23 protein-coding genes are annotated in these 25,946 nt (G+C 33.0%); 11 read left to right on the top strand and 12 right to left on the bottom strand.

Annotated features, from left to right (window positions below; translation table 11 throughout):
- Positions 1-38: 38 nt before the first annotated feature.
- The 5 genes from Q0975_RS18245 to Q0975_RS18225 form a co-directional block, all read right to left on the bottom strand.
- Entirely contained in the window at positions 39-869 is an 831-nt protein-coding gene (locus Q0975_RS18245; RefSeq protein ID WP_299439290.1) for an MBL fold metallo-hydrolase, read from the bottom strand.
- A gap of 39 nt (positions 870-908) precedes the next feature.
- A complete protein-coding gene (locus Q0975_RS18240) occupies positions 909-1,319 on the bottom strand; it encodes a TerB family tellurite resistance protein (protein ID WP_299439288.1) in 411 nt (136 codons plus the stop codon).
- A 222-nt stretch (positions 1,320-1,541) separates the two neighbouring features.
- Positions 1,542-2,657 carry a BamA/TamA family outer membrane protein gene (locus Q0975_RS18235; protein ID WP_299439286.1) on the bottom strand — a complete coding sequence of 372 codons (1,116 nt, stop codon included), beginning with the start codon at positions 2,655-2,657 and terminating at the stop codon, positions 1,542-1,544.
- Complete coding sequence (locus tag Q0975_RS18230) at positions 2,657-3,286, bottom strand: hypothetical protein (RefSeq protein ID WP_299439283.1); 630 nt, start codon at positions 3,284-3,286, stop codon at positions 2,657-2,659. The genes Q0975_RS18235 and Q0975_RS18230 overlap by 1 nt, the downstream gene beginning before the upstream one ends.
- Positions 3,287-3,383: 97 nt before the next feature.
- Entirely contained in the window at positions 3,384-4,394 is a 1,011-nt protein-coding gene (locus Q0975_RS18225) for a trypsin-like peptidase domain-containing protein (RefSeq protein ID WP_299439281.1), read from the bottom strand.
- 328 nt (positions 4,395-4,722) lie between these two features.
- Between Q0975_RS18225 and Q0975_RS18220 the strand changes: the two genes are divergently transcribed.
- The 9 genes from Q0975_RS18220 (at position 4,723) to Q0975_RS18180 (ending at position 15,894) form a co-directional block, all read left to right on the top strand.
- The gene (locus Q0975_RS18220; RefSeq protein ID WP_299439279.1) at positions 4,723-5,136 is read left to right on the top strand and encodes a hypothetical protein; all 414 of its coding nucleotides are present in this window, start codon (positions 4,723-4,725) and stop codon (positions 5,134-5,136) included.
- 29 nt (positions 5,137-5,165) lie between these two features.
- Positions 5,166-5,579 (top strand): hypothetical protein, encoded by a 414-nt coding sequence (locus tag Q0975_RS18215; RefSeq protein WP_299439277.1) that lies wholly within the window; start codon positions 5,166-5,168, stop codon positions 5,577-5,579.
- A gap of 43 nt (positions 5,580-5,622) precedes the next feature.
- Positions 5,623-7,965, top strand: coding sequence for a TolC family protein (locus Q0975_RS18210; protein WP_299439275.1), 2,343 nt, complete (start codon positions 5,623-5,625; stop codon positions 7,963-7,965).
- 187 nt (positions 7,966-8,152) lie between these two features.
- Entirely contained in the window at positions 8,153-9,244 is a 1,092-nt protein-coding gene (locus Q0975_RS18205) for an efflux RND transporter periplasmic adaptor subunit (protein WP_299439273.1), read from the top strand.
- A gap of 21 nt (positions 9,245-9,265) precedes the next feature.
- Positions 9,266-12,376: an efflux RND transporter permease subunit gene (locus tag Q0975_RS18200; protein ID WP_299439271.1), complete on the top strand. Its 3,111-nt coding sequence runs from the start codon at positions 9,266-9,268 to the stop codon at positions 12,374-12,376.
- 80 nt (positions 12,377-12,456) lie between these two features.
- Positions 12,457-13,158 (top strand): DUF3575 domain-containing protein, encoded by a 702-nt coding sequence (locus tag Q0975_RS18195; protein WP_299439269.1) that lies wholly within the window; start codon positions 12,457-12,459, stop codon positions 13,156-13,158.
- Positions 13,159-13,331: 173 nt separating this feature from the next.
- Positions 13,332-13,997, top strand: a complete 666-nt coding sequence (locus Q0975_RS18190; RefSeq protein WP_299439267.1) for a hypothetical protein — start codon at positions 13,332-13,334, stop codon at positions 13,995-13,997.
- Positions 13,998-14,034: 37 nt separating this feature from the next.
- Positions 14,035-15,219, top strand: coding sequence for a DUF2235 domain-containing protein (locus Q0975_RS18185; RefSeq protein ID WP_299439265.1), 1,185 nt, complete (start codon positions 14,035-14,037; stop codon positions 15,217-15,219).
- A gap of 9 nt (positions 15,220-15,228) precedes the next feature.
- Entirely contained in the window at positions 15,229-15,894 is a 666-nt protein-coding gene (locus Q0975_RS18180) for an ion channel (protein WP_299439263.1), read from the top strand.
- A gap of 190 nt (positions 15,895-16,084) precedes the next feature.
- On the opposite strand, the gene Q0975_RS18175 is transcribed toward Q0975_RS18180, so the two are convergent.
- Together Q0975_RS18175 and hisS are read right to left on the bottom strand one after the other, a co-directional pair.
- A complete protein-coding gene (locus Q0975_RS18175) occupies positions 16,085-16,555 on the bottom strand; it encodes a hypothetical protein (RefSeq protein ID WP_299439261.1) in 471 nt (156 codons plus the stop codon).
- Positions 16,556-16,617: 62 nt separating this feature from the next.
- Entirely contained in the window at positions 16,618-17,988 is a 1,371-nt protein-coding gene (gene hisS, locus Q0975_RS18170) for a histidine--tRNA ligase (RefSeq protein WP_299439259.1), read from the bottom strand.
- 221 nt (positions 17,989-18,209) lie between these two features.
- Here hisS and Q0975_RS18165 point away from each other — a divergent pair, with 221 nt between their 5' ends.
- The gene (locus Q0975_RS18165; RefSeq protein WP_299439257.1) at positions 18,210-19,451 is read left to right on the top strand and encodes an ABC transporter permease; all 1,242 of its coding nucleotides are present in this window, start codon (positions 18,210-18,212) and stop codon (positions 19,449-19,451) included.
- A 533-nt stretch (positions 19,452-19,984) separates the two neighbouring features.
- Here the strand turns inward: Q0975_RS18165 and Q0975_RS18160 are convergent.
- The 5 genes from Q0975_RS18160 to rpsF form a co-directional block, all read right to left on the bottom strand.
- The gene (locus tag Q0975_RS18160; RefSeq protein ID WP_299439255.1) at positions 19,985-20,464 is read right to left on the bottom strand and encodes a DUF6495 family protein; all 480 of its coding nucleotides are present in this window, start codon (positions 20,462-20,464) and stop codon (positions 19,985-19,987) included.
- 99 nt (positions 20,465-20,563) lie between these two features.
- Positions 20,564-23,776, bottom strand: coding sequence for a carboxypeptidase regulatory-like domain-containing protein (locus Q0975_RS18155; protein WP_299439253.1), 3,213 nt, complete (start codon positions 23,774-23,776; stop codon positions 20,564-20,566).
- Between the two features lie 112 nt (positions 23,777-23,888).
- Complete coding sequence (rplI, locus tag Q0975_RS18150; RefSeq protein WP_299439251.1) at positions 23,889-24,341, bottom strand: 50S ribosomal protein L9; 453 nt, start codon at positions 24,339-24,341, stop codon at positions 23,889-23,891.
- Between the two features lie 16 nt (positions 24,342-24,357).
- Positions 24,358-24,657 (bottom strand): 30S ribosomal protein S18, encoded by a 300-nt coding sequence (rpsR, locus tag Q0975_RS18145; protein ID WP_174412104.1) that lies wholly within the window; start codon positions 24,655-24,657, stop codon positions 24,358-24,360.
- A complete protein-coding gene (rpsF, locus tag Q0975_RS18140) occupies positions 24,657-24,995 on the bottom strand; it encodes a 30S ribosomal protein S6 (protein WP_299439249.1) in 339 nt (112 codons plus the stop codon). Before rpsF ends, rpsR begins: the two co-directional genes overlap by 1 nt.
- A 160-nt stretch (positions 24,996-25,155) precedes the next feature.
- Here rpsF and Q0975_RS18135 point away from each other — a divergent pair, with 160 nt between their 5' ends.
- Positions 25,156-25,869 carry a LytTR family DNA-binding domain-containing protein gene (locus tag Q0975_RS18135; RefSeq protein WP_299439248.1) on the top strand — a complete coding sequence of 238 codons (714 nt, stop codon included), beginning with the start codon at positions 25,156-25,158 and terminating at the stop codon, positions 25,867-25,869.
- Positions 25,870-25,946: the final 77 nt, after the last annotated feature.

Here is a 25,946-nt window from a genome sequence, read left to right as displayed (position 1 = left end):
TAAGCTACTGGATTCAAAAAATGCACGGATTTGTGAAATCAGATTTCCACTACTTCCCCTTCACGAGCCAAAAAACAATTTGAAAAACGCTGTTGACATTGCCGTTCTACTTTTATTAAAAAATCATCGTTATGTTCTGGATCGTGGTGCGTAAGATATAGTTTCTTTACATTCGCGGCTTCTGCAACTCCAATAGCTTGTTCCCAACTACTATGCCCCCAACCTTTGTGATTTGGTAACTCTTCAGGAGTATATTGAGCATCGTGAATAAGCACATCTGCATTTCTACAAAAATCAACAACATTTTGATCTAACCCATAACCGTGTTCTATATCTGTACAATAGACTAATACTTTTCCTTCAGTTTCTAAACGATACCCATAAGCTCCACCAGGATGCTTATGTTTGTTGACTGTTATTTGACCTCCATCAAAGTTAACTTTATTGCCTTTATTGACTGTAAAAGTAAAATCTGCTCCCATATCATCTATGCCTATAGGAAAATAAGTGCTCTCCATTTGTTTAGCAAATATTTCTTTGAAATCATGTATGTTTGGAGCATCATCTCCTATGATAAAAAACTCAACTTCTTTATTTACATCATATGCAGGAGCAAAAAATGGAAATCCTTGAATATGATCCCAATGAAAATGTGAGAAGGTTAGAAAAATCTTATTCCCTTGAGAAAAGTTTTTTGAAATGAGTTCTTTTCCCAGTTTTCTAATACCAGTTCCTGCATCAAAAACAAGGACACTTCCTCCTTCTTTTTTACCGGATACAGCTACACAAGTTGTGTTACCTCCAAACTCCTGAAAACCAGATTCACAAACGGGTATAGAACCTCTGGTACCGTAAAATGTTATGATCATACATCTAATTTTAGCTAAAGAAGTGTGTATAACAATAGATTACTTATTAATATTCCTAATTTCTTCTTTATACGTTTCTTGGTCTACACCTTTCTGAATAACGACTAACGATTTTGCAACGATGTATTTAACATTTCCCGGAGTAAATCCTATTGCTTTGGCCATTCTTTCTAACCAAAGGGTTTGTCGTTCTCCAGAAATGGTTTCATCTTCAGAAATAAGTTTTGTTAAAGTATACATACTTTCTAATCGATCATTATAGGTAGTGGTTGGTTCTAATGAGTAGGTTAGATAGTGTTGCATAATGTGATCATATTCTTCTCCTGAAATTCCTAAAACTTTGGCCAAATGACCTAAAAAGGTTTTCTCTTCTTCTGATACTTCGCCATCTCTTAAGGTTATTTTTACAACTGCGCCAAATTGATAGTGATAGGTACTTTCTGATTTCATAATATCTTCTTGTAAATATTTGATTTATTAAATTTAAAGAATTATTCGATTAATTCGCATGATAATGTTTGTTTTAAAAGAAAATATTAAATTAAAAATCACCAAAACACAAAACCCATATGTCATAAATTCTACGAAAATTGCATTAGCTCAAAAGAGTAGAAGATAGTATTATACCAATATCATTTTTAGTTTGTTCCTGATTTTTAACATCGTTTATTATTAAAAAGATTCATTAATCCCAAAATAAAAACCATTATTACCATTTTCTCCAAATCCAGTATCCAAACGCAGCCAGGTACTTTTGTTTTTAAGTAACTTAAAGCGTATTCCAGCTCCTGCACTGGGTTTCATATTGCTTATGCTAAAGAAATTTTCAGGATTACTTGCCACTTCGCCTACTAATCCAAAGGCTGCAATTGTCCATCGTGGTCTAAAACGCCATCTATACTCTGTTTGTATAATATACATATGGTTGTCTGTAAATCTACCATAGAAATATCCTCTGGCACTATAGCTTCCACCAAACTTTGCTAGTCCCTGAAAAGGTGCGTCTCCAAAAGTATTCTCACTATAGACTTGCATAGCCAGAATACTCGCTTTAGTTAATGGTTCGTAGGTCCGTAAATCCAAAAAGAATTTATTATACCCATGAGTTGCCCCTAGAAGTTCGCTAGAAAATTGAGCATTAAGCTTATAATAACGTCCGGATAGAGGAGATCCAATATCATCTCGAGTATCTAAATTAAAAACAACGCCTAGACCGCTTATAATTGCTCGATCACTGCCTAAAACTGTCGCAGCATCTAGAATTCCTCCCTCTTCAACCTCGGTAACTTCATGGTTTTCGAAGACATACTCAAATCCGAAATTAAGATTTGGAGGTAAGCGTCTTAGGTATCCCATTTTTAGTTTATGCGAAGTCATATTATAAACTTCTTCATCTCTATCTGGTGTACTATTACCTATGCCCCAAAATAAATTAGGGTATATTTCCCAAGTATAGTCTATATCAATAAAATAATCTCCTTTGCCTAAATAGATTTCTGGTTTGACTTCAAATAGAAACTGTTCATTTAGTGTATAAATTCCGCTAAATAGAATGTTTGATTGGCGGTCATTATAGATATTGCTTTTATTTAATAGAAACAGTTGTCCTCCACCACCAAAACCAAATTCAGTTTCTGGGGTATAAAAGGCAATAGGAACTCCTATAAATTGAATACTTTTTGTGCTTGCTATCGTATTCGTTTTAAAAACAGTCTCTTTACTTTGAGACCACGAAGTAGTAGAAAATAGAATAAGTACTAGAATGTATGTTAGACCTTGCTTTTGCATCAAAATTGATCTACTAAAATGTTAAAACCAAATGAAAAAGAAATATTACTTATAAAAATATCTTCTGATGTTACAGTATTAGCGGGAAGCGCTTCCTGATCAATATTAATCCATAATAAATTTAACTTGAGTCCCAAATCGAAAGTTACCAGATCAAAAAACGCATATGAATACCCTATACCTACTAATGAACCAAAGCCACCACCTTCGCCAAGTTGTTGTACAAAAGAATCCGTTTGCTCTATACGGGTTTCATCTTTATAACGCACATATCCGGGTGCTAATTGAAAAAACAAAGAGCCTTGGTTATTCTTAGAAATAAAATATGATACTAATGGAGCTATAAATATATTTTCTGATGTTCTTTCTACAATACCCGAATTATTACTTCGATTCAGTGTTAACGTCCCTCCTACTAGAAATCTATCTTTAATAAATTTTCCTGTGGTAAGATTGATTCCAAATTCATTAGTAGAAGTATTTTCTCCTGTATTTTGTAACTTAATAGTACTAGAATTAATAGTACCTGACAAACCAGTAAACCATCTTCCTTTCCGAAAAGGAGTGACAACAGAATCATTTTCTTTTTCTTGACTATTTCCTGTTAAGTTAACAAGGAGCAGTAGCACAATTAGAGTGTTAAAGTATTTGTTCGTATGCATAATTTTTCTTGCGCCTAATTCTATTAATCCAGATGATATAGCAAGACTACTTTTATAAATATAATTACCTTTTTAGCTTCATAACCTTTCCTCCTCTTAATATTGTAAGTTCAAAAGGATCTGTAGGCTTCAGGTTTTTGCCGAACTCTCCAAGCTTAACCAGAGCCTCATCCGTAAGATCAAAAGTAATTCCATTAAATGCCATAATGATATCACCGCCAATTATCAGTTTTTGGCCATCGATAATAGCTTCTGTATCTCCTCCTTGTAATCCCATTTTATGCAATACAGAACCAAAAACTACCCGTTGCACTAGCAATCCACTTCTTTGAGGAACATTAAATAATCGCTGTGTTTTACCTGTTAAAGGATATGAATCAAAACCCAACCAAGGAGTTCTATTGTTTAGCATTAAATTTTTGGTGATATTAGAAGTAGCAGCAAAACCAATACCCTCAAAACCTCCAGATTTGGTGAGAATTTGACTTACTACACCAACAACCTCTCCTTTCATATTGAACATGGGGCCTCCAGAATTACCTGTATTAATAGCAGCATCCGTTTGTATAAACTCTGCTTGAGTAAAAGGATTCTTACCTTTTTTGTTTTTGACAATACCACTCACATAGCCTGAAGATAAGGAATGACTGTATCCAAAAGGAGCACCAACAATAAAAATCTGTTCACCAATTTTTACTCGATCAGAGTCTCCAAAACTCACCGTTACAGCATCCTTTTTAGGTATATCTAATTTAATTAAAGCAACATCTGCTGATTTGAATGTAGAAATCACTTTTGCAGATCGTACTTCTCCATCAATAAATTTAACTCTTAAAATTTCAGCGGCATCAACGACGTGTGACGCAGTAATAATTTCAGATTCTGAAACCATAAAACCAGATCCCAATCCTTCAGAAGTAACTGTTTTGGTAATACCGCCATTAGATTCTAATTTTGCTTCCTGCGTGAAGATTACCACCACTGCCGGATTTACAGTTTCATAAAGTTTAGAAAGGTCTTGCGCCTTACAAACACTACTTAGTAATATAGAAATCAGGAAGAATGTATTTTTCATCGTTGAATTTAAAAAAGAATATTATTCTTGTATTACAGATGTTATATTGCCTAAAAAAACTGACTCAGTTTTTAGAGCACTGTAAGATTAGCTAAAAGTAATATAAATTATGATTACCCTTTATAACAAGATAGAAAAACTCATCATCTCAGACATCTCCATTACCGTATTTTTAACTCTTAAAGAACAAACTTCTTTTTTCAATAGCAGATTCTCATACACCATTGAATATTAGAAGCGTTCTTTTTATATCTAATTCATCAATCTGTGTATATTTGTAATTAACGTTCATTAAAAAACACTAAATTTAATCTACTAAAAATAAATTATGAAAACCACACTCATTGGGTTATTTCTATTAATCTGTATAACCACGTTCGGACAAACACAAGAAGAGAAACTACAAGAAAGGCAAAACAATAAAGTAGAAATATTCACTTCTAGTGAAAAAGATAACTTACAAGTTTTTGTTGCTGAGCAGGTAGAGAAAATGAAGCTTTCTAAAGATTTAGAAGATGATTATTATATGATTCTTGGATATCATACCAATAAAATGGGGCGTTTAGATGATAAGAATGCTAAACTCACCGAAAAAGAGATGATAGCACAGTTTAAGCAGATGATTAAAAAGTTAGATGAGGACATGAAAGAAATCCTGACCAAAGAGCAATTCGAAATACATAAAGAAAGCTTTAGCAAAATTGTAACTAGTGTATACAATCGTAATGGTTGGGCCAAATAATAAATCATTGTCACTACACCTAGTAGATTATGAATATCAAAAACATTTTCTTTACTATAGTATGTTTTGTTTTTTTCTCAACAACTACGTTTGGGCAAACAGAAGTTATTGAGAAAGACCCTAAACCTGTTTTGGAGATATTTCAAAAGGAAGAAACTGACTATATAAAAAAATGGTTGAAAGATCTTATTTCTCATCAAGAAATGACTCCAGAAACAACTGCCCGATTTAAGATCATCACCTCCTATTATGGCTTAAAAATGAAACAGTTAAGTGAGAATCCCAAACTAACCAAGATTGAAATTATAAATAATTTTAACAGTTTAGTAAAAGAACAAAATAAGGAACTTAAACAAGTATTACCTGCTGAACAATTCGAGAGTTTCTCTAATTTTTATGATAAACTATCTTGGTCAGTGAATAAACGACTGAATCAATTATAAACTATTATTTTAATTTATATTATACACGCATCATCTTAGTAATATGAAAAATATAAGATTACTACTCTTACTTATCTTCGTACACTTTTCAGGATATTCTCAATCCTCTAAAACAGTGACCATAGGTATTCTTGCTGATAAATCATCCGAAGAAACAAAGCCCTTACTTTCTAAATTACAAAACGAAATAAAAGGTGTTGTTGGACAAGATGCAACTATCGTTTTTAAGAAAGTACTGGAAAACGGATTTAATGTTGTCAAAGCAAAAGAAAATTATCAAACATTGGTAAATTCTGATGCTGATATCATTTTAGCCTTTGGTGTGATCAATACGCTGATTATTGATAAAGAAAAAGAATATTCAAAACCTGTTATTTTGTTTGGATCAGCAAATAGTGATTTTTATGACTTTCCTGAAGATCAAAAAACTTCGGCAGTCGCTAATATTACCTACCTCATTGCGCCTTTTTCATACACAAAAGATTTAGATGTTTTCGAATCTCTTTACTCCTATAAAAAAGTAGGTGTTATTATCGATGATTTCTTACCCGACATATTACCAATAAGAAAGTTATTAGATGACTATTTTTCGAAAAAAGAAGCTACTTATACATTGATTCCTCTTCAGAATAATAAAAATTTGCCAAGAGATTTAGATACTGTTGATGCAGTATACCTAACCACAGGATTTCATTTAAATGATACCGAATTTAGCGCATTGGTTACTACTATTAATACAAAAAAATTACCTTCGTTTTCAGCTTATAGTATTGAAGATGTAAAGAGAGGAATTTTAGCATCTAACCAACCAGAAACATATATCGATCAATTTTTTAGACGTATTTCGTTAAATATAGAATCGATTATTAATGGTACAAATGCCTCTGAGTTACCAATCTATTTAGAATATAAAAATAAACTTTCTATAAATTCTAATACTGCTAAACAAATTGATTTTCCATTGCGTTACAGTTTGTTGGCAACAGCAGATTTCATAGGAGGAAATAATGATCAACAAGTAGGTACGTCTTATTCTATTATTGATATTATGAAGGGAGTGGTAGCTAAAAATCTATCGCTTGATGCAGAAAGAAAAAATATTGAGTTAAGTACTCAGGATCTAAAAACAGCTAAAAGCAGTTATCTTCCTAATGTAACCGCCAGTGCCAATAGTTTATACCTAGATCCAGATGTTGCAGAGATTTCTAACGGTGCTAATCCTGAGTTTTCTACTTCTGGAAACGTAACGTTAGAACAAGTGATTTACTCAGAAGGTGCCGGCGCCAATATTACAATTAGCGAGAATTTGCAAAAAGCACAAGAAGAAACCTATAATGCAGCGGAACTGGATGCATTATTAGATGCATCGGTTGCCTATTTTAATGCTTTGATTTTAAAAACTAATGTTGAAATTCAAAATCAAAATCTTCAGGTCACAAAAAAGAATTTAGAAATAGCGAATCAAAACTTTACCGCCGGAGAATCCGGAAAGTCTGATGTATTGCGTTTCAGAAGTCAGTTAGCACAGAATACCCAGAGTTTAATTAATGCGGAAAATCAAAAACAACAGGCTTTCAATGCGATTAATCAATTAATGAATAACCCTATCGCTACTGAGATTGATATCGATAATGCAGAAATATCTGAAGGAGTATTTGAAAATTATAAATATCAGGATTTTAGAGAAATTTTGGATGACCCGAAACTAAGACCTGCACTTATTGAATTTTTAGTAGAAGAAGCAAAGAAAAATGCTCCTGAGTTAAAAAACATTGGTTATAATATGGAAGCTACCCAACGTAATTATCGATTGAATAATCTAGGACGATTTGTCCCAACAGTTGCGTTACAGGGGCAATATAATCTAGCTATTTCAGAATCAGGTAAAGGATCAACAGTGCCTGCCGGTTTTCCTACCACGCCTGATGGAACCTATAATGTAGGCATAAACCTTTCCTTACCAATATTTCAACAAAATCAGCGAAACATTAATAGACAAACTGCAAAAATTCAGGAAGATCAATTATTGGTCCAGAAAGAGAACGTAGAACTGAACATCGAAAGAAATGTGAACGACATTTTATTAGATATGATCAATCAAATTGCAAATATTGAAATATCTAAAGTGTCAGAAGAAGCAGCTAAAGAGAGTTTGGATCTTACTCAAAATGCATATTCTCAAGGAGCAGTTCCACTGATTCAATTAATCGATGCGCAGACCAATTACTTACAAGCTATACTTGCAAGAGCAACAGCTAATTATGACTATTTATTAACGTCAATGCAGTTAGAAAGAGCTATAGGATATTTCTTTTTAATGAATGACGAGGCAAGTAATCAGGATTTTATTCAGAGAGCTAACCAATTTATACTCAATAGAAATTAATGAAGCGTTATTATTTATAAAACATAAGAGTTCTTCTCCTTTGACTACAACGCTACTGTGATGGGCGAATGAAGCTTAGGAGATAGGATAAAGGGTATTGTTGAAGAACAACCTCATCTAAATCCTCTCCCTCAAAGTAGAGGAAACATAAAACTTTAACTTGAAAATCACTAATACACCAATAGAAATGAAATTCGTAAAACATATACTGCTAATTGTATTCGCATTTTTGATGCTTACCAACTGTAAAGAAAAAGAAGTTATAAAAAAAGAAGTACTAAGACCGGTTGAATATCAAGTTGTAGGTAGTTCTAGCGCTCAAAAGGTGAGAACCTTTAGTGGGATCGCCAAAGCTGGTGATGAAATTGAATTAAGTTTCAGAAGTACTGGAATCATTACGACTCTCGATATCAAAGTTGGGCAAAAAGTTACTAAAGGTGATTTGATTGCTAAATTAGATAATGTACAAGCCAATCTGGCATATGAACAATCTGTTTCTGCACTCAATAGTGCTAAATCCGCTATGAATACTGCAAAATCAAGTTTGGATCGTATTAAATCATTATATGAAAAAGGGAGTAACTCCTTAAGTGATTATGAATCTGCAAAAAATTCATATCAGAGTGCTTTAGATCAGTATGAATCTGCAAAACGCAACAAAAGCATCCAGCAATCTCAGATTAGTTATGGATATATCAAAGCGCCAAAGACAGGTATAATTGCTGCAAAAAACAGTCAACTAAACGAAAATGTAAGTGCTGGGCAGGTTATTGCAATACTAAATGCTGGAGACCATACTAATATCGAAGTAGGCTTACCCGAAAATGTAATTAACAAAGTACAATTAGGAATGAATCCTGAGATTTCATTTTCAGCTTTGGGTGATAAGAAATTTGCCGGTAATGTTATAGAAATTGCACCTATTGTAAGCGAAGGTTCTGCCACCTACCCTATTAAAATTGATATTACAGATCCAACTAAAGAAATAAAACCTGGGATGACCGCCAATGTTACTTTTAATTTTGGAAATACTCAAACTACTAATGATACCGCATTAGTAATTCCGGTAAAAGCTGTTGGAGAAGATGGTGAAGGTAATTTTGTCTTTTTAATTGAATCTGAGGATGAAACCAAAGGAATTGTAAAAAAACATCGTGTAGAAATTGGAGAACTTACTACGGATGGTTTTAAAATTAAAAGCGGTCTTTCTGAAGGGCAAAAAATCGCTACTGCAGGATTACAAACCTTATTGGATGGTCAAAAGGTGAAATTACAATAATCACTCTCAAAAGAAGAATATATGAATTTTGCTAAATTTTCTATTGAAAAAAATCGTGTTGCACTAAGTATTCTTGCTGTAGTAATGGTAATGGGAATGGTTTTTTATGCCTCACTGTCACGAGATAGTATGCCACCATATACGATTCGTGTGGCATCTGTTGTTTCATCATTTCCGGGAGCAAGTCCAGAACGTGTTGAGGAATTAGTAACAGACAAAATTGAAAAAATAGCGCAGGAGCTTCCTGAACTAAAAAAAGTAACCAGTACTTCTAGAACCGGGCTTTCTGTGGTTCAAGTAGAGTTAAAAATGGAAGTTGCTCCCGAGCAGTTACAACCAGTTTGGGATAGACTGCGACGTAAATTAAATACAATCCAAGGATTGCCAAGTAATGTGGTGCCACAATTAAATGATGACGGTATTGGAGAGGTATTTGGTATTGCCGTAGGAATAACTAGTGATGGTTTTTCATATGCAGCTATGAAGGAACAAGCGGATGATCTTCGTGATGATTTGATTAAGTTAGAAGACGCTGCCAAAGTAGAAATCAATGGAGCGCAAGAAGAACGTGTTTTTGTGAAATTTGACAATACAAAACTTAAAGCATATGGGTTAACCTCCAGCAGTCTACAAGGAATTATTGCCAGTACAAATATCCTGAATTCTGGTGGAGAAGTTAATATTGAAGACGAACGTATCATTTTAGAGCCAACAGGTAATTTTAATGAAATAGAAGATATCAAAAGTATGCTAATTCCTATTGGACAAAGTGGTCAAGTGGTTACCTTAGGAGATATTACAGCTATAGAAAAAGGATATATTAATCCACCAAAACAAAAAGTACGAATTAATGGAAAGGATGCTATTTCTCTACATATATCCTTAAAAGAAGGGAGAAATATTATCAAACTAGGAGAGGAAATTGATCTGCTATTAGAAGAATGGCAAGAAAAACTCCCCATAGGATTAGAAGTTTCCCGATTAGCATCTATAGATCAATATATTGATCTTAAGATTAGCGACTTTTTAGGGAATTTGATGCAAGCTATTGCTATTGTACTAGCAGTGATGCTTATTTTCTTGGGATTCCGCACGGGAATGGTTATTGCTAGTTTGATTCCTATTGTAACCATTACTACATTAATGGTTATGGGACTAATCGATGTAGGTCTTAATCAGATAACACTAGCAGCTTTGATTATGGCACTGGGAATGATGGTAGATAATGCCATTGTAGTAGCAGAATCCATTATGGTAAAAATGGAAAATGGTATTGAAGTTAAAAAAGCGGCTATTGATTCATGTGCCGAATTATTTATGCCTTTATTGATTTCTACACTAACAACTTCCGCTGCATTCCTGGCATTTTTTATGGCAGAGTCTGTGATGGGTGATATTATGGGACCTATTTTTGTAGTAATTACCATTGCATTATTATCTTCCTGGATTATTTCACTGAGTATCATCACTTTATTCTGTGTGTTTTTTCTAAAGATTAAAAAACGCGCCGATGGAAAAGTTGGCTTTTTGGATCGTATGATCAATGGATTGAAATCCAAATATAAAGATCTTATCCTAATTGCTTTGGCATGGAAAAAATCTGTTTTGGTAAGTATTGTAGTGTTATTCTTTTTATCACTTTATGGGTTCACAAAATTGGCGTTTGTATTTTTTCCGGATAGTGATCGTAATATGATTACGATAGATATTAATTTACCTCAAGGAACAAAAATTGAAAGTACTACTGAAACCATATTAGCTATCGAAGAATTTATAACTAATAATCTAAAAGTTACTGAAGAAAAAATAGATGGTATCGTAGATTGGTCTTCGTATATTGGTGAAGGGCCATCATCCTATGATTTGGGATATAATGCTGATGAACCCAATTCTAATTACGCTCATATTCTAGTTAATACTTCCTCCTTTTTAGTGAATAATGATATGGTAAAGCAACTGGATGCTTTTTGTTTTGATACTTTTCCTAATGCGGATATAAAAGTTGGATTGTTGGGATCAGGTGGTGGAGGAACTCCAATAGAAATTAAGGTATCTGGTGATAATCCAGATAAATTAGCCAGTATTGCCGAAGAAATAAAAGCAAAACTCTTTAGTGTTTCAGGAACTAAAAATATTAAGGATGATTGGGGTCCTAAAGGAAAAAAATTCGTAATTGATATTGATCAAAATAAGGCGCAATCTGCAGGAATTACCAATCAAGATGTTGCCATATCATTACGAACTGTGTTAGATGGTTTTCAGGCAGGAGAGTTTAGAGAAGATGATAAATCTATTCCAATTGTAATGACCAGTAATCAAGGTAAACAGCAATCTCTAGCTTCTTTGGAAACACTTAATATTTATGGGCAAAACTCTGGAAAAAGTGTTCCCTTATTACAAGTAGCGAATATCCTTCCGCAGTGGCAATATTCTAAAATAAAACGACTAAACCTTACAAGGACCATCAATATATCCAGTGAATTAACTGAGGATGGAAATGCTTCAGAAGTGACCGCAGTAGTAACTCCGTGGTTAAAAGAACAAGAATCAAAATGGGGAAAAGAATACACCTATACATTAGGTGGAGATGCCGAGAATAGTGCAGAAAACATGGGGGCTGTAGCAAAATATTTACCGCTTTCGGCTTTTATTATTGTTATGTTATTAATTATTCAATTTAATTCTTTTAGAAAAATGACAATGATTGTTACGACCATTCCTCTTGGTGTGATTGGTATGGTGATAGGTTTATTAATTTTTGGAGTTCCTTTTGGTTTTATGGCCTTCTTAGGTGTAATCTCTTTAGCTGGAATCGTAATAAACAATGCCATTGTATTAATAGACAGGATAGAAATAGAAGAAAGCGAATTGAAACGAAAGCCTCAAGATGCGATTATTGCGGCTTGTATTCAACGTTTTCGACCAATTCTTTTAGCAACATTCACCACTGTTTTAGGCCTTATCCCATTGTATCTTGGTGGAGGAGAAATGTGGGAACCTATGGCGGTAACTATTATGATTGGACTATTATTTGGTACCGTAATTACCTTACTATTTATTCCTGCTTTTTATAGTGTATTGTATAAGATAGATTATAAAGGATATGAGTTTGATGACACATTATTGAAGTAAAAGGGTGCTTAAAAATTTATTAAATGACTAACATTTAGGTTTAACATACCTAATGAACCATACTAAAAAACCGCAGTATAATGCAAAATAAAATTTTGATAGTCATTTGTTTTCTTGTAATCAGTATTATGACAAGAGCACAGGAAAAAAATCATATTACTATAGACCCTCTTTTACCAATTTTTGGCACTGTTCAGGTTCAATATGAACGAGCAGTTAGTGATAAAATGAGTGTTGGAGTTTCGGTTGGATTAAAAACCGGTTCAGGAATATTTAAAATTCCGGGAATTAATAGAGATCAGATTTCTATCGACGAGTTTAGTTTTAAGGGAATAAAGGTTTTACCAGAATTTAGGTGGTATACACAGAAGTCCAGTAATGGACTATCGGGGTTTTACGTTGGAGCTTATGCTAAATATCAGAATTTTACTGATGAAATTTCAGGTATTTATACAGATACTAATCAAATAGACAGTGCTATCGAAATTGATGCCAACATAATAACATTTGCTGGTGGATTGGAAATAGGTTATAAATTAATGATCTGGGAACGTTTCTTTATCGATTTTTTGATTGCAGGACCTGGCGTAAGCACTAATAAGATTAAACTTGTGGAAAAGCAGCCCGTACCAGATGAATTTTATGATGATGTATCCGATGCTCTTTCTGAATATGCTATTTTCGATGGACTTAATCTTGATTTTCGGATAAATGGAAATCAGGATACAACTATTGTACTTCCTGCATTTCGATATGGAATAAAATTGGGGTACTCATTTTAAAAATTTAATGATAAGAAAACCATATTACAACCGTTTTGGATTATTTTTTATCAGTAGTATGTACTGGAGAACAAGCTCAAATTTAAATTTAGACCGTTAGAGATTTATTACAGGACTAGAAAACCTTTTCTTAATAAAAAACTAATAAAACTGATTAACTAAATTTATATGTAATGAAAAAAACAAAACATCTTCTAATAGTAACATTACTTGGAATGGTTACCTGGAGTTGTTCTACAATCAAATTGATTGATTCTTGGAAATCAGAAGATTTTCAAGCAGTAAAAAGCAAGAGGATTTTGGTAGCTGCAAAAAGCCCTGATCCTTCCATTCAGAAATCTTATGAAAAAGCCATTGTATCAAAACTGCAAGGACAACATATTGATGCCATTGAAATGCATAAGGTATTCCCTAATATTAAAGATAAAGAACAACGAACTGCAGAAGAAGTTGAGCAAATTCTAAGAATGTTCAAAGAAAAAAAAATAGAAGGCTTATTAATAACATCATTAAAGCAGACTATCGAAACCAATAGTTCTTCGAAGCCGGAGCGAGGAAAAATTCAAATAGATAATAAAAGAAAAGGTTCTTTTACAATAGAAGATTATGATAATTTAAAAGATTTGCCAGATTTGGATAAGTTGGATTTTGATACATCTATGGATTCAAAAGTTACATCTACTACGTATATTTTAGAGTCTACAACCTATGATTTAGCTTTGGAAAAAGATAGACAATTAGTCAATGTATGTCTTTTGGATGTTGTGGATCCTGATGCCGCTGACCAAGTTCTAAATGCCTTTGCTAAGGTAATTTCTGATCAATTTAAAAATAATTAATGTGCAGTTAGGTAAATCCATTTACATAAACTCATTGATGCTACTTCTTTATTTTGCTTGCACTAGTTGCGCTATTAAAACCCCTATTGTTCACAATCCAATATACAACGGAAAAGCGCCTAAAAAACTAGCGGTATTTCTGGATGGCACTCATAATAATGAGGGGAGTTATACGAATATATCTAAACTTCATAACCTAACAACCCTTCAAGATTCTCCAAACGTAAGCACTGTATATCTAAGAGGAGTTGGAAATGGAGCAGATATACTTGGGATGATTACAGGTTCAGGAATGAAACGTGAAGTATGCAAAGGATACCTGTATTTAGCAGAACATTATGATCATCAAAGAAAGGATGAAATCTATATTTTCGGATTTAGCCGTGGTGCCTATGCTTCAAGGGTTTTAGCAGGTTTGATTTACGTTGCTGGAATTATAGATGTAAAAGATATCCCTAAAGAAAAGCGTTTAAAATTTATCAAAAAGATTTTTGAAGCTCATAAAACTAAAAAGACATTAGAAAACCGGAGAAAGGATATTTTTGAAATAACAGGAAAAACCATAAACCCTGATGATTACAAAATCGAATTTATGGGATTATGGGATACAGTAGCTGCATTAGGGGTGCCAAAATATGATGAGGAATATTATGCTCCTAAAAACAATTATTTTGATCAATTGTGTAATGTAAAAAAAGCTGTACACGCATTATCGATTAATGACAATCGCAGTTCTATATTTACACCTGTATTACTAACACAAGAACGCATGGTATCTACCTGCCCTGAAGTCAAGCCAGAAGAAATTGCTAATGAAGTCTGGTTTTTTGGAGCGCATTCTGATGTGGGAGGTGGTTCCAGAAATACAAATATTAGCGGAGTCTCCCTAAACTGGATGATTAAACAATTAGAACCTTATCAATTGCTTCGTCCTGATGTAAAAGTGTACGAAGATCGCTTTGATAAGACGAATAATCCAGCAAAAGGTTTTGTTCGATTGTTTTATCCCAGAAGCAGTCGTAAATTATCTTTTTTAGTTTCGAAAAATGGATATAAAAAGGAAAAATTAAAAATTCATAAATCCGTATTAGATCGTTTACAGGTATCTTTACAAACATATGAGATCAATCTCATTAAGCTTTTTAGCGAATGTTTTGAGAAAAATCAAATCGGAGGATATACTTATAATACAGATTCCGATTGTTTTATAGTGATCGAATAATTTAGCATGATGAAAAAATTATACCCATACCGTTTTGAACTTTTTTTATTTAGCCAGATAGCGATTCTTTTTGGGTCTTTACTTGTTCCCGGAAACTTTTTTGAGGATGTTATATCCCCCCTACTATTTCTTGTAAACTTAATAGCTGGTGTTTTATTGATTTCCAAGAAAAAAAAATTAATGTGGTTTTTCATTGTATTACTACTAGTGTCTGGAATTGTTTTTAGTGCAGATATCATAGAAAATAAAGATGATACACTTCGACCTTTCCTTAATATGGGAGTCTCTTTTTTGTTTTATACCATTGTTACATTTGAAATTGTTAAGCAGATTTGGCAAACCAAAATTGTTAACAAGAACGTTATTTTTGGGCTAATTAGTGGCTATATTTCATTAGGTCTAATCAGTTTTTTTATTTGTTTAAGCATAGAAATGGTTTATCCAGGTTCTTTTGAAGGGCTAAATGTTACTATTGATCAGTCCCAATCGTTTACAGAACGATTAATGTATTATAGCTACATTACCTTAATGACCATTGGTTATGGTGAGATCGTGCCAGTAACTTCTTTGTCTCAAAAGGCAGCTATTTTAATTGGAATGATGGGACAGTTCTATTTAGTGATTCTAACTGCTATCATAGTTGGAAAATATGTAAATAAAAAAGACAATAACTAAACTCCTTATATGAGCGTGTTTCTTTTTTTTAAAAGAAAAATTGATTTTTTTCTAAATCTATGTACCTAGGTTCGAAAATTTAAAAGCGCCTTTTTTAAAGTCTTCCGGATGTACAACCTATTCACTAAAGACAAAAACCACCTTAGAGAAATTCTAAGGTGGTTTTAAACTTTTAGGATATTATTTTAACTTACATCTGTCTACTTAATGCATCAATTTGCTTTGTCTTTTTCTGCATATACTGGCTCATTTTTTCAATTTCTCCTGCAGGAAGCGTAGCAACCAATTTTCTATATTGTGCGGTAAGGCTATTACTGGATTCACTTAATTTTATGAATGCTTCCATATCAGCCTTAGACTCAACAGCTTTCTTATATTTTGCAACATAAGCTTCATAATCTCTAACATATTTCCTAGCAGCTGTACTCTCAAAAGTTGGAGCACCAGGAGGAACTTTTATAATTTCTGTTTTCGGTTTCTTTTTCTTCGGTTTCTTTTTCTTCTTTACAACCGGTTTCTTTTCTTCTACAACCTCAACAACATCAGTTGAGTCTGCAACTTCTTCTATAACTTCAACTTTATCAGCTTTAGGATCTTTTTTACAAGATACCGCTGACACCAATAAGAGGCATAAAAACGAACTCAATAAGATATTTTTCATAATTACAATTTTAAGGGTAGTTAAATAATATTCATTTTTAGTTTGATTCAATATAGCTTTGTTTATTGTAAAAGCGCTTTTAATTCTTCTAAATTTAAAGTTTCCTGAGTACCAGTTTCCATATTTTTAACTGTATAACTCTCGTTTTTCATTTCTGAGTCACCTGCAAGAATCACAAAAGGAATTTCTCTTTTATTAGCATATTTCATTTGCTTATTCATTTTTGCATTATCCGGGTACAACTCTGCAATTATTCCTCTATTTCTAAGCTGATGTATCGTTTTTAGACTATACAAAGCTTCCGATTCTCCAAAATTAATAAATAATACTTTTGTAGACGGAGCTACCGTTTCAGGAAATAACCCCAATTCTTCTAACACCAAATATATCCTATCAAGTCCAAAAGAAATACCAACACCACTCACATCTTTTAATCCAAAAATCCCCGTAAGATCATCATAACGACCTCCTCCTCCGATCGATCCCATCTTTACATCTTCTGGTGCAGAAACTTCAAAAATCGCGCCAGTATAATAGTTTAAACCACGAGCTAGGGTAACATCTAAATCAAGAGAGGTTTTATCTAAAGGAATTTCATTAATTGTATTGATAATAAATTCTAATTCTTCTACTCCTTTTGTTCCTTCTTCAGAAGAAGCTAATAATTCTTTTAGCTTATTTATTTTTTCCGAAGTAGTTCCTGTAAAATTAAAAAGAGGTTTTACTTTATCGATTGCTGACTCGGATATTCCTTTGGTCAACATTTCTTTTTTAACTCCTTCTTCTCCTATCTTATCTAATTTATCTAAGGCAACAGTAAAATCAATCAACTTATCACTTGCGCCTATAACTTCTGCAATACCTGATAGAATCTTACGATTATTCATTTTAATCGTAACACCTTCCAATCCTAATTTACTAAACACTTTATCGTACAGTTGAATAAAATCAACTTCTTGCCATAAAGATTTACTCCCTACCACATCTGCATCACATTGATAAAACTCTCTAAATCTACCCTTTTGTGGACGATCAGCCCTCCAAACCGGTTGTATTTGATAACGTTTAAACGGAAAATCAATTTCATTTTGATGTTGTACTACATACCGTGCAAAAGGTACCGTAAGATCATAGCGCAGTGCTTTTTCACTAATCTTAGATGTCATTTTTGCGCTTTCTTTTGCTGTATACAACGCATCATCTACTTTACTAAGATAATCCCCGCTATTCAATATCTTAAATATCAATCGATCCCCTTCTTCTCCATATTTCCCCATTAAAGTATCGCTATTCTCAAAACTTGGAGTCTCTATAGGATGAAAACCAAACAACTGGAATTGTTCTTTGATTGTATTCATTATGTAGTTTCTTTTTGCTACTTCTATTGGAGAAAAATCTCGTGTTCCTTTTGGTATGGATGGTTTCTGTGCCATGTATGCGTTATTCTATATATTTAGGTCGTTGAAAGATATTTTATTACCTAAACAACCACCAACAATTATCAATTCTTAAAGGATGTAAATATCTAAAAAAGCATTAAAATTATACACTAAAAGCATAAAGAGTTTTACATATGACTATAAAATTTACTTTTTTGAGTAACTTTAAGCTCGTTTTGTAGTCTTATACTTAAAATGATACTAATTCACCCACTATGTTTTCACTTTTTCGAGAGAATATCCGTATAGCTTTAGATTCTATAAAAGGTCAGCTTTTACGAACTATTCTTACTGTTTTGATTATAGCTATTGGTATTACCGCGTTAGTTGGTATCCTAACATTTCTGGGGGCTCTGGAAAAAACCATTACTGGTGATTTTGCCTCTATGGGTGCTAACACCTTTAATATTCAACGGTATGAATTCACTACTAGACGTGGTGGTAGCGGAGAAAGAGAAAAAATAAATCCTATTATTAGTTACCGTAACGTAAAACAATTTAAAGAAAAATTTCAATACCCTTTTTCGAAAACCTCTGTATCGTTTACAGGTACCCGAAATGCTGAAGTAAAATTTGAAAATGAAAAAACCGACCCAGAAGCATCTGTAGTAGGTGTAAATGAAAATTATCTTGAAAATACAGGTACTGAAGTAGAATTTGGAAGAAGTTTTACTTTTTTTGATATCGAAAACAATAATAATGTATGCCTAATTGGATCTGATTTCAAAAAGAATATATTTAAAGATACAGATCCTGTTAACAAAATTATAAGCATTAGAGGTGTTAAGTTTAAAGTTATTGGTGTTTTAGAAAGTAAAGGAGCAACATTTAGAGACAATCAAGATCTTAAAGTACTCATACCCTTACAAGTTGCGCGTTCTATTTATACCTTGCCTAATATCAATTATAATATTAGCGTAAAAGTTGATGATAAGCAATTTATAGAAGGTGCTCAGGACGAAGCGATTATTACATTTAGAAAGATCAGAGGCCTAAACCCTGTGGAAGAAAATGATTTTGGATTAGAACGAAGCGAAGATCTCATTAACAGAATTTCAAGTATCACAGGCTATCTCTACTGGGCAGCATGGATTATAAGTATCATTACCATTTTTGGTTCCTCTATTGCTCTAATGAATATTATGTTGGTTTCTGTTACCGAACGGACAAGAGAGATTGGTGTACGTAAAGCATTGGGAGCAAAAAAGAATACCATTTCCAGTCAATTCTTTATGGAAACAGTTATTATAGGTCAAATTGGTGGCTTAGTGGGAATTATCTTAGGGATAACTATTGGAGCAATCATAGTATCTGTTTCTGGTTTTGAATTTAGCATTCCGTGGTTAGCTATTTTAGCAGCGGTAATTACTTCCTTTTTAACTGCAGTTGTATCAGGATCCTATCCAGCTGTTAAAGCTGCTCGACAAGACCCTATAGAATCATTGAGATATGAGTAGTCAGTAGTCAGTAGTCAGTAGTCAGTAGTCAGTAGTCAAGTTATAAATAATATGATTACTAAGATTGTAATACATCCAAATGATTTTCGAAAAAGATATTTACTTTTTAACTCGAAGGTTTATTCTATTAAATCTAACAGGCACATTTATACTCTTATTAATAAAGATGTTTCTATTGAAAGAATTTGTTTTTTTAAACTCAAATTTGGCAAATTTTACTATTGTTATTGTTCTTTTGTTACTACAACTTTTTAGTGTCCATCAAGTTGAATTAAAAAACCAAAACTTGATGATTAAAAATATCTTAGGGATAACTATTAAAAGAATCGAATTAAAAGAAATAAAATCTCGAAAAGTAAAATACAGGCATATTCCTTTAAATATGTTTAATATTTTATTTAGAAAAAAATATAACCGAAATTGCCAAATAAAATACACCTTAACAAAAGGTTCGTACTCCTTCAATGGCCATATCCTATCAGATAAAGGATTGAAACAGTTATTAAATAAAACTAGAAAATAAAAGATTAGGATTACTTATTATTCTCTACAAGTTTCGCAAAATATTCATACAATTCACCTTTGGTGATATTTGCACCTTGTAAAATAAGCTTAAACTTATCCATATTAGCATCCTCACTATATTCTTTATTAGCATTATAGAAAGCTACCTGATCATCTAGTAGATTATCTCGTAACCAATTGTATCCTTCTTGCGTAGTAATATCAATATCTGGAGCATTTACCTTAATCGCTATTAAATGCATTTCTGTTTCGCCCAGATGAAAAAGATGTATTTGATCCTTAGAGAAATGCTCTAAGAACTGTGCGTTACTTAACACTCCTTCCCAAACCAAATCACTAAATACATCTAATTCTTCTTCTGCTACTTCAGGTTTATTCTTTTTAATAGCACTCCATTCATCTGCTGTAATAGATTGAGTCGCTAAAAAATTAATAAACTCCTGGTGTAATTCCTCTAATTGTTCTTTGGTAAGCCTACGATATTTCATCTTTTCTAATAAAATTGGCTGCAAAAATAGTAATAATTAAAAATCCGCTCCTAATAAATTAAGAACGGATTTATAAAATCTACTATTAGATCTAATATTTTAGTTAAAAATATACCGAAGTCCTACTTGTGCCTGCCATCTGGAATCTAAACTAAAATCATTCGTAAACGTACTTGTTTGAGAAGTATCAAAAGAATAGGTTGGCGTATTACTAGCATCTACAGTAACACCAATTGGTTGATCATTTACAGGAATTTCGATTACTCCCCAATCGGAGTTTAACAAGTTTCCAAAATTCAATACATCGACACTTAGTTGAATCGTATTGGTCTTATCTCCTATTTTAAAATCATAATCCTGTAATAGTTTCACATCCCAACGACCTCTCCATGGGCTTAAAATTGCATATTTCTCCGCATAACTTCCTCTACGTTCATTCAAATACTCATCCTGTTGGATATAAGCTTCCAAACCAGCTCTTTGATCAGCTTGTTCTGCTATGGTACCACTAAAATCATAGGTAGCTAACTCGGATTCTGTTGGAATATAAATTAAATCATTCAGGTTCGATCCATCGCTATTAATATCTCCTGCGTAAGTATAATTAAACCTTCTACCCTGTGCGTACTCATAAAAAGCTCCTAGAGACGTTCTCCATTGTTTATTTTTCCCATAACTAAATGATTTATTAATTTGCCCTACAATTCTATGCTTATCTCCATAACGAGAGGTGGCGCTTACCGCTTGATTTACATTGCCTAAAGCAGGATTTCTATTAAACGCATCACTTGAAATTTCGGCATCCAATGAACTCGCATCTTCCGCTTCTAAAAAATTATAAGCGATACTTGCAAATAATCCATTTTTAAAATTCTTCTGTAATTTAAACGACCAGTTAAATGAATATCCAACATTGGTATTGGTAAAAACATACGCACTAGTAGGACCTCCAAATTCATTTACCGCTCTATCCGAGGCTAAATATATAGGTCTATCATCAGATCCTCCATTAAGAACACCCGTTGGAGTTCCTAAACCATAATCTCTTACCATTTGTGCATTAATATCTTCAGTATATATGATGTCTGTAGACGCTATCATCCCATTTTTAAACTTATAATCAATTCCTAAGCTATTCCTGAATACTTGTGGAAACCGAAAATCAGGAGCCGTCGTTGTATAAAAGAAAAAATTAGGGTTTGCCACTTGATTCCCTATCCACACAAAAGGTAAACGACCTGTGAAGATACCTGTACCTCCTCTAATCTGTATTGTTTTATCGCCTTTTACATCATAATTAAAGCCTAATCTAGGAGAAATCAGTAATTTTCTTGTTGGAAGATCTAAGCTATTTAACTGTACTGCACTTCCATTTTCATCAAAGTACGTAATTCCCGGTTGATAATTACCATCAGGAAACGTTCCTCCAGCAGCTCTTTCAATGTTTTCGGCAATTTTATCTTCCGTATCAAAAAATAAAGGTTGATCGATACGAATACCATAAGTAAGCGTAAACCTATCGTTCATTCTCCACTTATCTTGTGCATAGAATGCTAGCTGTCCAACGTTTGTTTCTGCCAATGCCCAATTATCTGTAGCATTATTTGTATCAAAAACCATTTGAGCGTTGGCTAAGGCTCCTGCAATAACACCATTGTTAATAGCTCGCTCAAAACTATTATCATTAGGATCGGAAAAGTCTTGACGAACCCTATCAAAATCAGCTGCAAAAAAACCTACCTCACCATCTGCATTAAAAAAACTATATACACCTAAATTAAAGGAATTATCAAACTCGAATCGTTCAAAACTCCCTCCTAAAGTGATTGTATGCTTACCTGTAACTATATTTAGGTTATTAGTGACTTGATACACCTTTTGTTCTAATCTATTATTTATTGAAAAAGGCTCGTGTCCTCCAACGATATACCTAACACCATCTTGTAAAATATTAATTGGTGGTGCTGGAACTGAGAAAGGATCCCTACTATCGTCAAAAAAAGTATAACCTGCCTGAAATTTATTGGAAATATTTCCTGAAAAATTAGAATTCAATTCTACCAAAAAAGAACTAATCTTATTATTAATTGTATATCCAGCATTTTTAAATTGTAGTGTCGTTAGATCCGGTCCTCTACGACCCGCTGCCTCCGGATTAGCAGGCAAATCACGAGAGGCATCGAGAAAATTATAAATCAAAGCCATTCGATGATTATTACTAATATTCCAATCTAATTTTAAAATTCCTTTGGTAGATTCTGTATCATGCGTATACCCTTCATAAGGTCCAGTTTCATAACCCAATAAACTAAGTTGTTGCGAAACATAGTCTAAATCTTCTGCAGAAACTCTAGAAACATTTGCACCAGTTAATCCAGGTCTTGATGCCACGAAATTAGAACCTAGGTCTTCTCGATCATCAATTTCGAAATTCCCAAAAATAAATAGTTTGTTTTTGATTATTGGACCACCTACACTTACCCCATATTGCGCTTGTGTGAGGTCAGGAACAATAATATTATCATCTCCAACCTTATCTCCTGTCAAATCCTGATTACGATAAAAGCCATAAACAGTACCTTTCCACTCATTAGTACCACTTTTGGTCACAGCATTGACTGAAGCACCTGTAAATCCTGCTTGAGTCACATCATAAGGCGCTGTAGAAACCTGAATTTGATCAATTGCATCTAATGATATTGGTTGTGCATTTGCTTGGCCACCTGGAGTTGCTGCATCTAATCCAAAAGGATTATTGAAAATGGATCCATCTAAACTAAAATTATTGAATTGATCATTTCTTCCACCAAAAGATCCATTACTTGATGCAGTAGGTTCTAAACGATAAAAATCAGCAGCAGAACGCGTAATAGTGGGTAATGATTTCAATTCTCTATTACCAATACTAGTTTCGGCTCCTGTTCTTTCACTACTAAACGTATCATTCTTACTGGCAGTAATAACAACTTCCTCTAGCTGATTATCATCTTCTACCATGATGATATCTATATTATAGGTCTGTCCTAATTGTAAAAAAACATTGTCATATAGTTTTTTCTTAAAACCTAGATAACTTATTGTTACTCTATATGGACCCCCAACTCTTAAATTAATAAGATCAAAACGTCCATCGAAATTAGTAGTTCCTCCATACGTAGTTCCTGTTGGAGAGTGTACTGCCGTTACATTTGCTCCTGGTAACAGTTGACTAGTATTATCGTATACTAAACCCGAAATATTAGAAGTTGTAACCTGTGCGTGCATGGTTATTGCAAATAATGCTAAAACCAATGTGAGAAGATTTTTTTTCATTGATCGATGTTTTTGTGTGAGTTCCTATGAAATTAAACAAAAAAAACCGCTCAAATGAGCGGTTTCTTATATTCTTATAAACCAGTTATTAACTGGTTATCAGATCATCAAATTATTTAGCCTGAGCTACTATTTCAAAAGTAACTGGAGTAATCACTGCTCTATGTAGACGAACAGATGCCTCATACTGACCTAAACGTTTGATTGTTCCTCCAGGAACAGTAATGAATTTCTTTTCTAATTCAACACCTTCTTTTGCTAGAGCTCCAGCAACGTCTGCATTAGAAACAGAACCGAATAATTTATCTCCAGATCCTACCTTAGCAGCAATCTTGATTTCGAATCCAGCTATTTTCTTAGCTATTTTCTCAGCATCTTCGATTTCTTTCTTCTCTTTAAAAGCACGTTGTTTTAACGTTTCTTCTAATACTTTCTTAGCAGATGGAGTTGCCAATACAGCAAGACCTCCAGGAATTAAAAAGTTACGTCCATAACCGTTCTTCACTTCTACTACATCGTCTGCGAATCCTAGATTCTCAACGTCTTTCTTTAATATAAGTTCCATAATGTTACGACGAATTTTATTTTAGTAAATCACCAACGTATGGCATTAATGCTAAGTGTCTAGCTCTCTTTACAGCTACACTTACTTTACGTTGATATTTCAAAGAAGTTCCAGTTAAACGACGAGGTAACAATTTACCTTGCTCATTTACGAATGCCATTAAGAAATCAGGATCTTTATAATCAATATACTTAATACCTGATTTTTTGAAACGACAATACTTCTTTGTTTTTGAAGTATCTATATTTAATGGAGTAAGATATCTGATCTCTCCATCTTTTTTTCCTTTAGCTTGTTGTTCTATAGATGACATAATTAAGCTTTTTGTTTGTTTCTATTTCTTCTCTTCTCAGCCCAAGCAATTGCATACTTATCTAAACGAACAGTAAGGTAACGCATTATTCTTTCGTCTCTTCTGAACTCAACCTCTACAGTGTTGATAGCTTCTCCTGGTACAGTGTACTCAAATAAGTGATAAAAACCACTTTTTTTGTGCTGGATTGCATATGCAAGCTTTTTAAGCCCCCAGTCTTCTTTGGATATCATCTTGGCGCCGTTAGAAACAAGAATGTCTTCGTATTTCTTAACTGTTTCCTTTATCTGTTCTTCAGATAAAACGGGATTCAAGATGAAAACAGTTTCATAATGATTCATAAAAAATCTATTTTTAATTAAATTGGCTGCAAAAGTAACACTATTTTTTTGATTTTCAAACTAAAAAACACTTCGACGAAACACATCTTTTATCGATAAAAAGCGTAAAATGTTTGTGGAAATAATATATATTCATTAATATTGTATAGAATATTAACCTATGCAAGTGGAACAATCTCAATTAAAATGTGCGGTAGTAGACGATTCTCGTTTACAAAGACTGGCTATTGTTAAATTAATAGATGAACATTCATCCCTAGAATTAGTGGCTGAATGGAACAATGCTATTGAGACAAAAAACGGATTATTAGATACTCCGGTTGATTTATTATTTTTAGATATTGAAATGCCTATCCTTACGGGATTTGACCTTTTAGATGATCTTGAAAATAAACCTCATATCATTTTTGTTACTGGAAAGACCAAATATGCTTTTAAAGCTTTTGATTATGACGCAATTGATTATTTAAGAAAACCTCTTAAAAAAGATCGATTTAATGCTGCTGTAGAAAAAGCATTAAGTATGTCTCGTTTAAATTCTGAACAAGCCTCTATAGAAGATGATGATTATATTTTTGTAAAAAGTAATCTCAAAAAACGTAAAATATTCTTAAGCCAATTAAAATATGTAGAGGCTTTAGGTGATTACGTAAAATTAATAATGGAAGATGGTGATCCAATAGTAGTATTGGCAACTATGAAATCTTTTGAAGCGGAACTACCAAGTGATCGTTTTCTTAGAATTCATAAATCCTATATTGTAAATCTCGATAAAGTGGAACGCTACAATAGTCGTAACATAGAGATTGCTGATGAAAAGATTCCATTAAGTAGACATAAAAAACACTCTTTAATAGAAGCATTAAGCAGCTAAAAAAGAATACCTATATAAATTAAGTTCCACTTCTTTGAAGTGGAACTTTTTTGTTTCAAAAGAAATAATATTTATTG

This window comes from uncultured Aquimarina sp., assembly GCF_947500065.1.
Taxonomy (GTDB): Bacteria; Bacteroidota; Bacteroidia; order Flavobacteriales; family Flavobacteriaceae; genus Aquimarina.
This window is presented reverse-complemented; position numbering and strand designations above follow the sequence as displayed.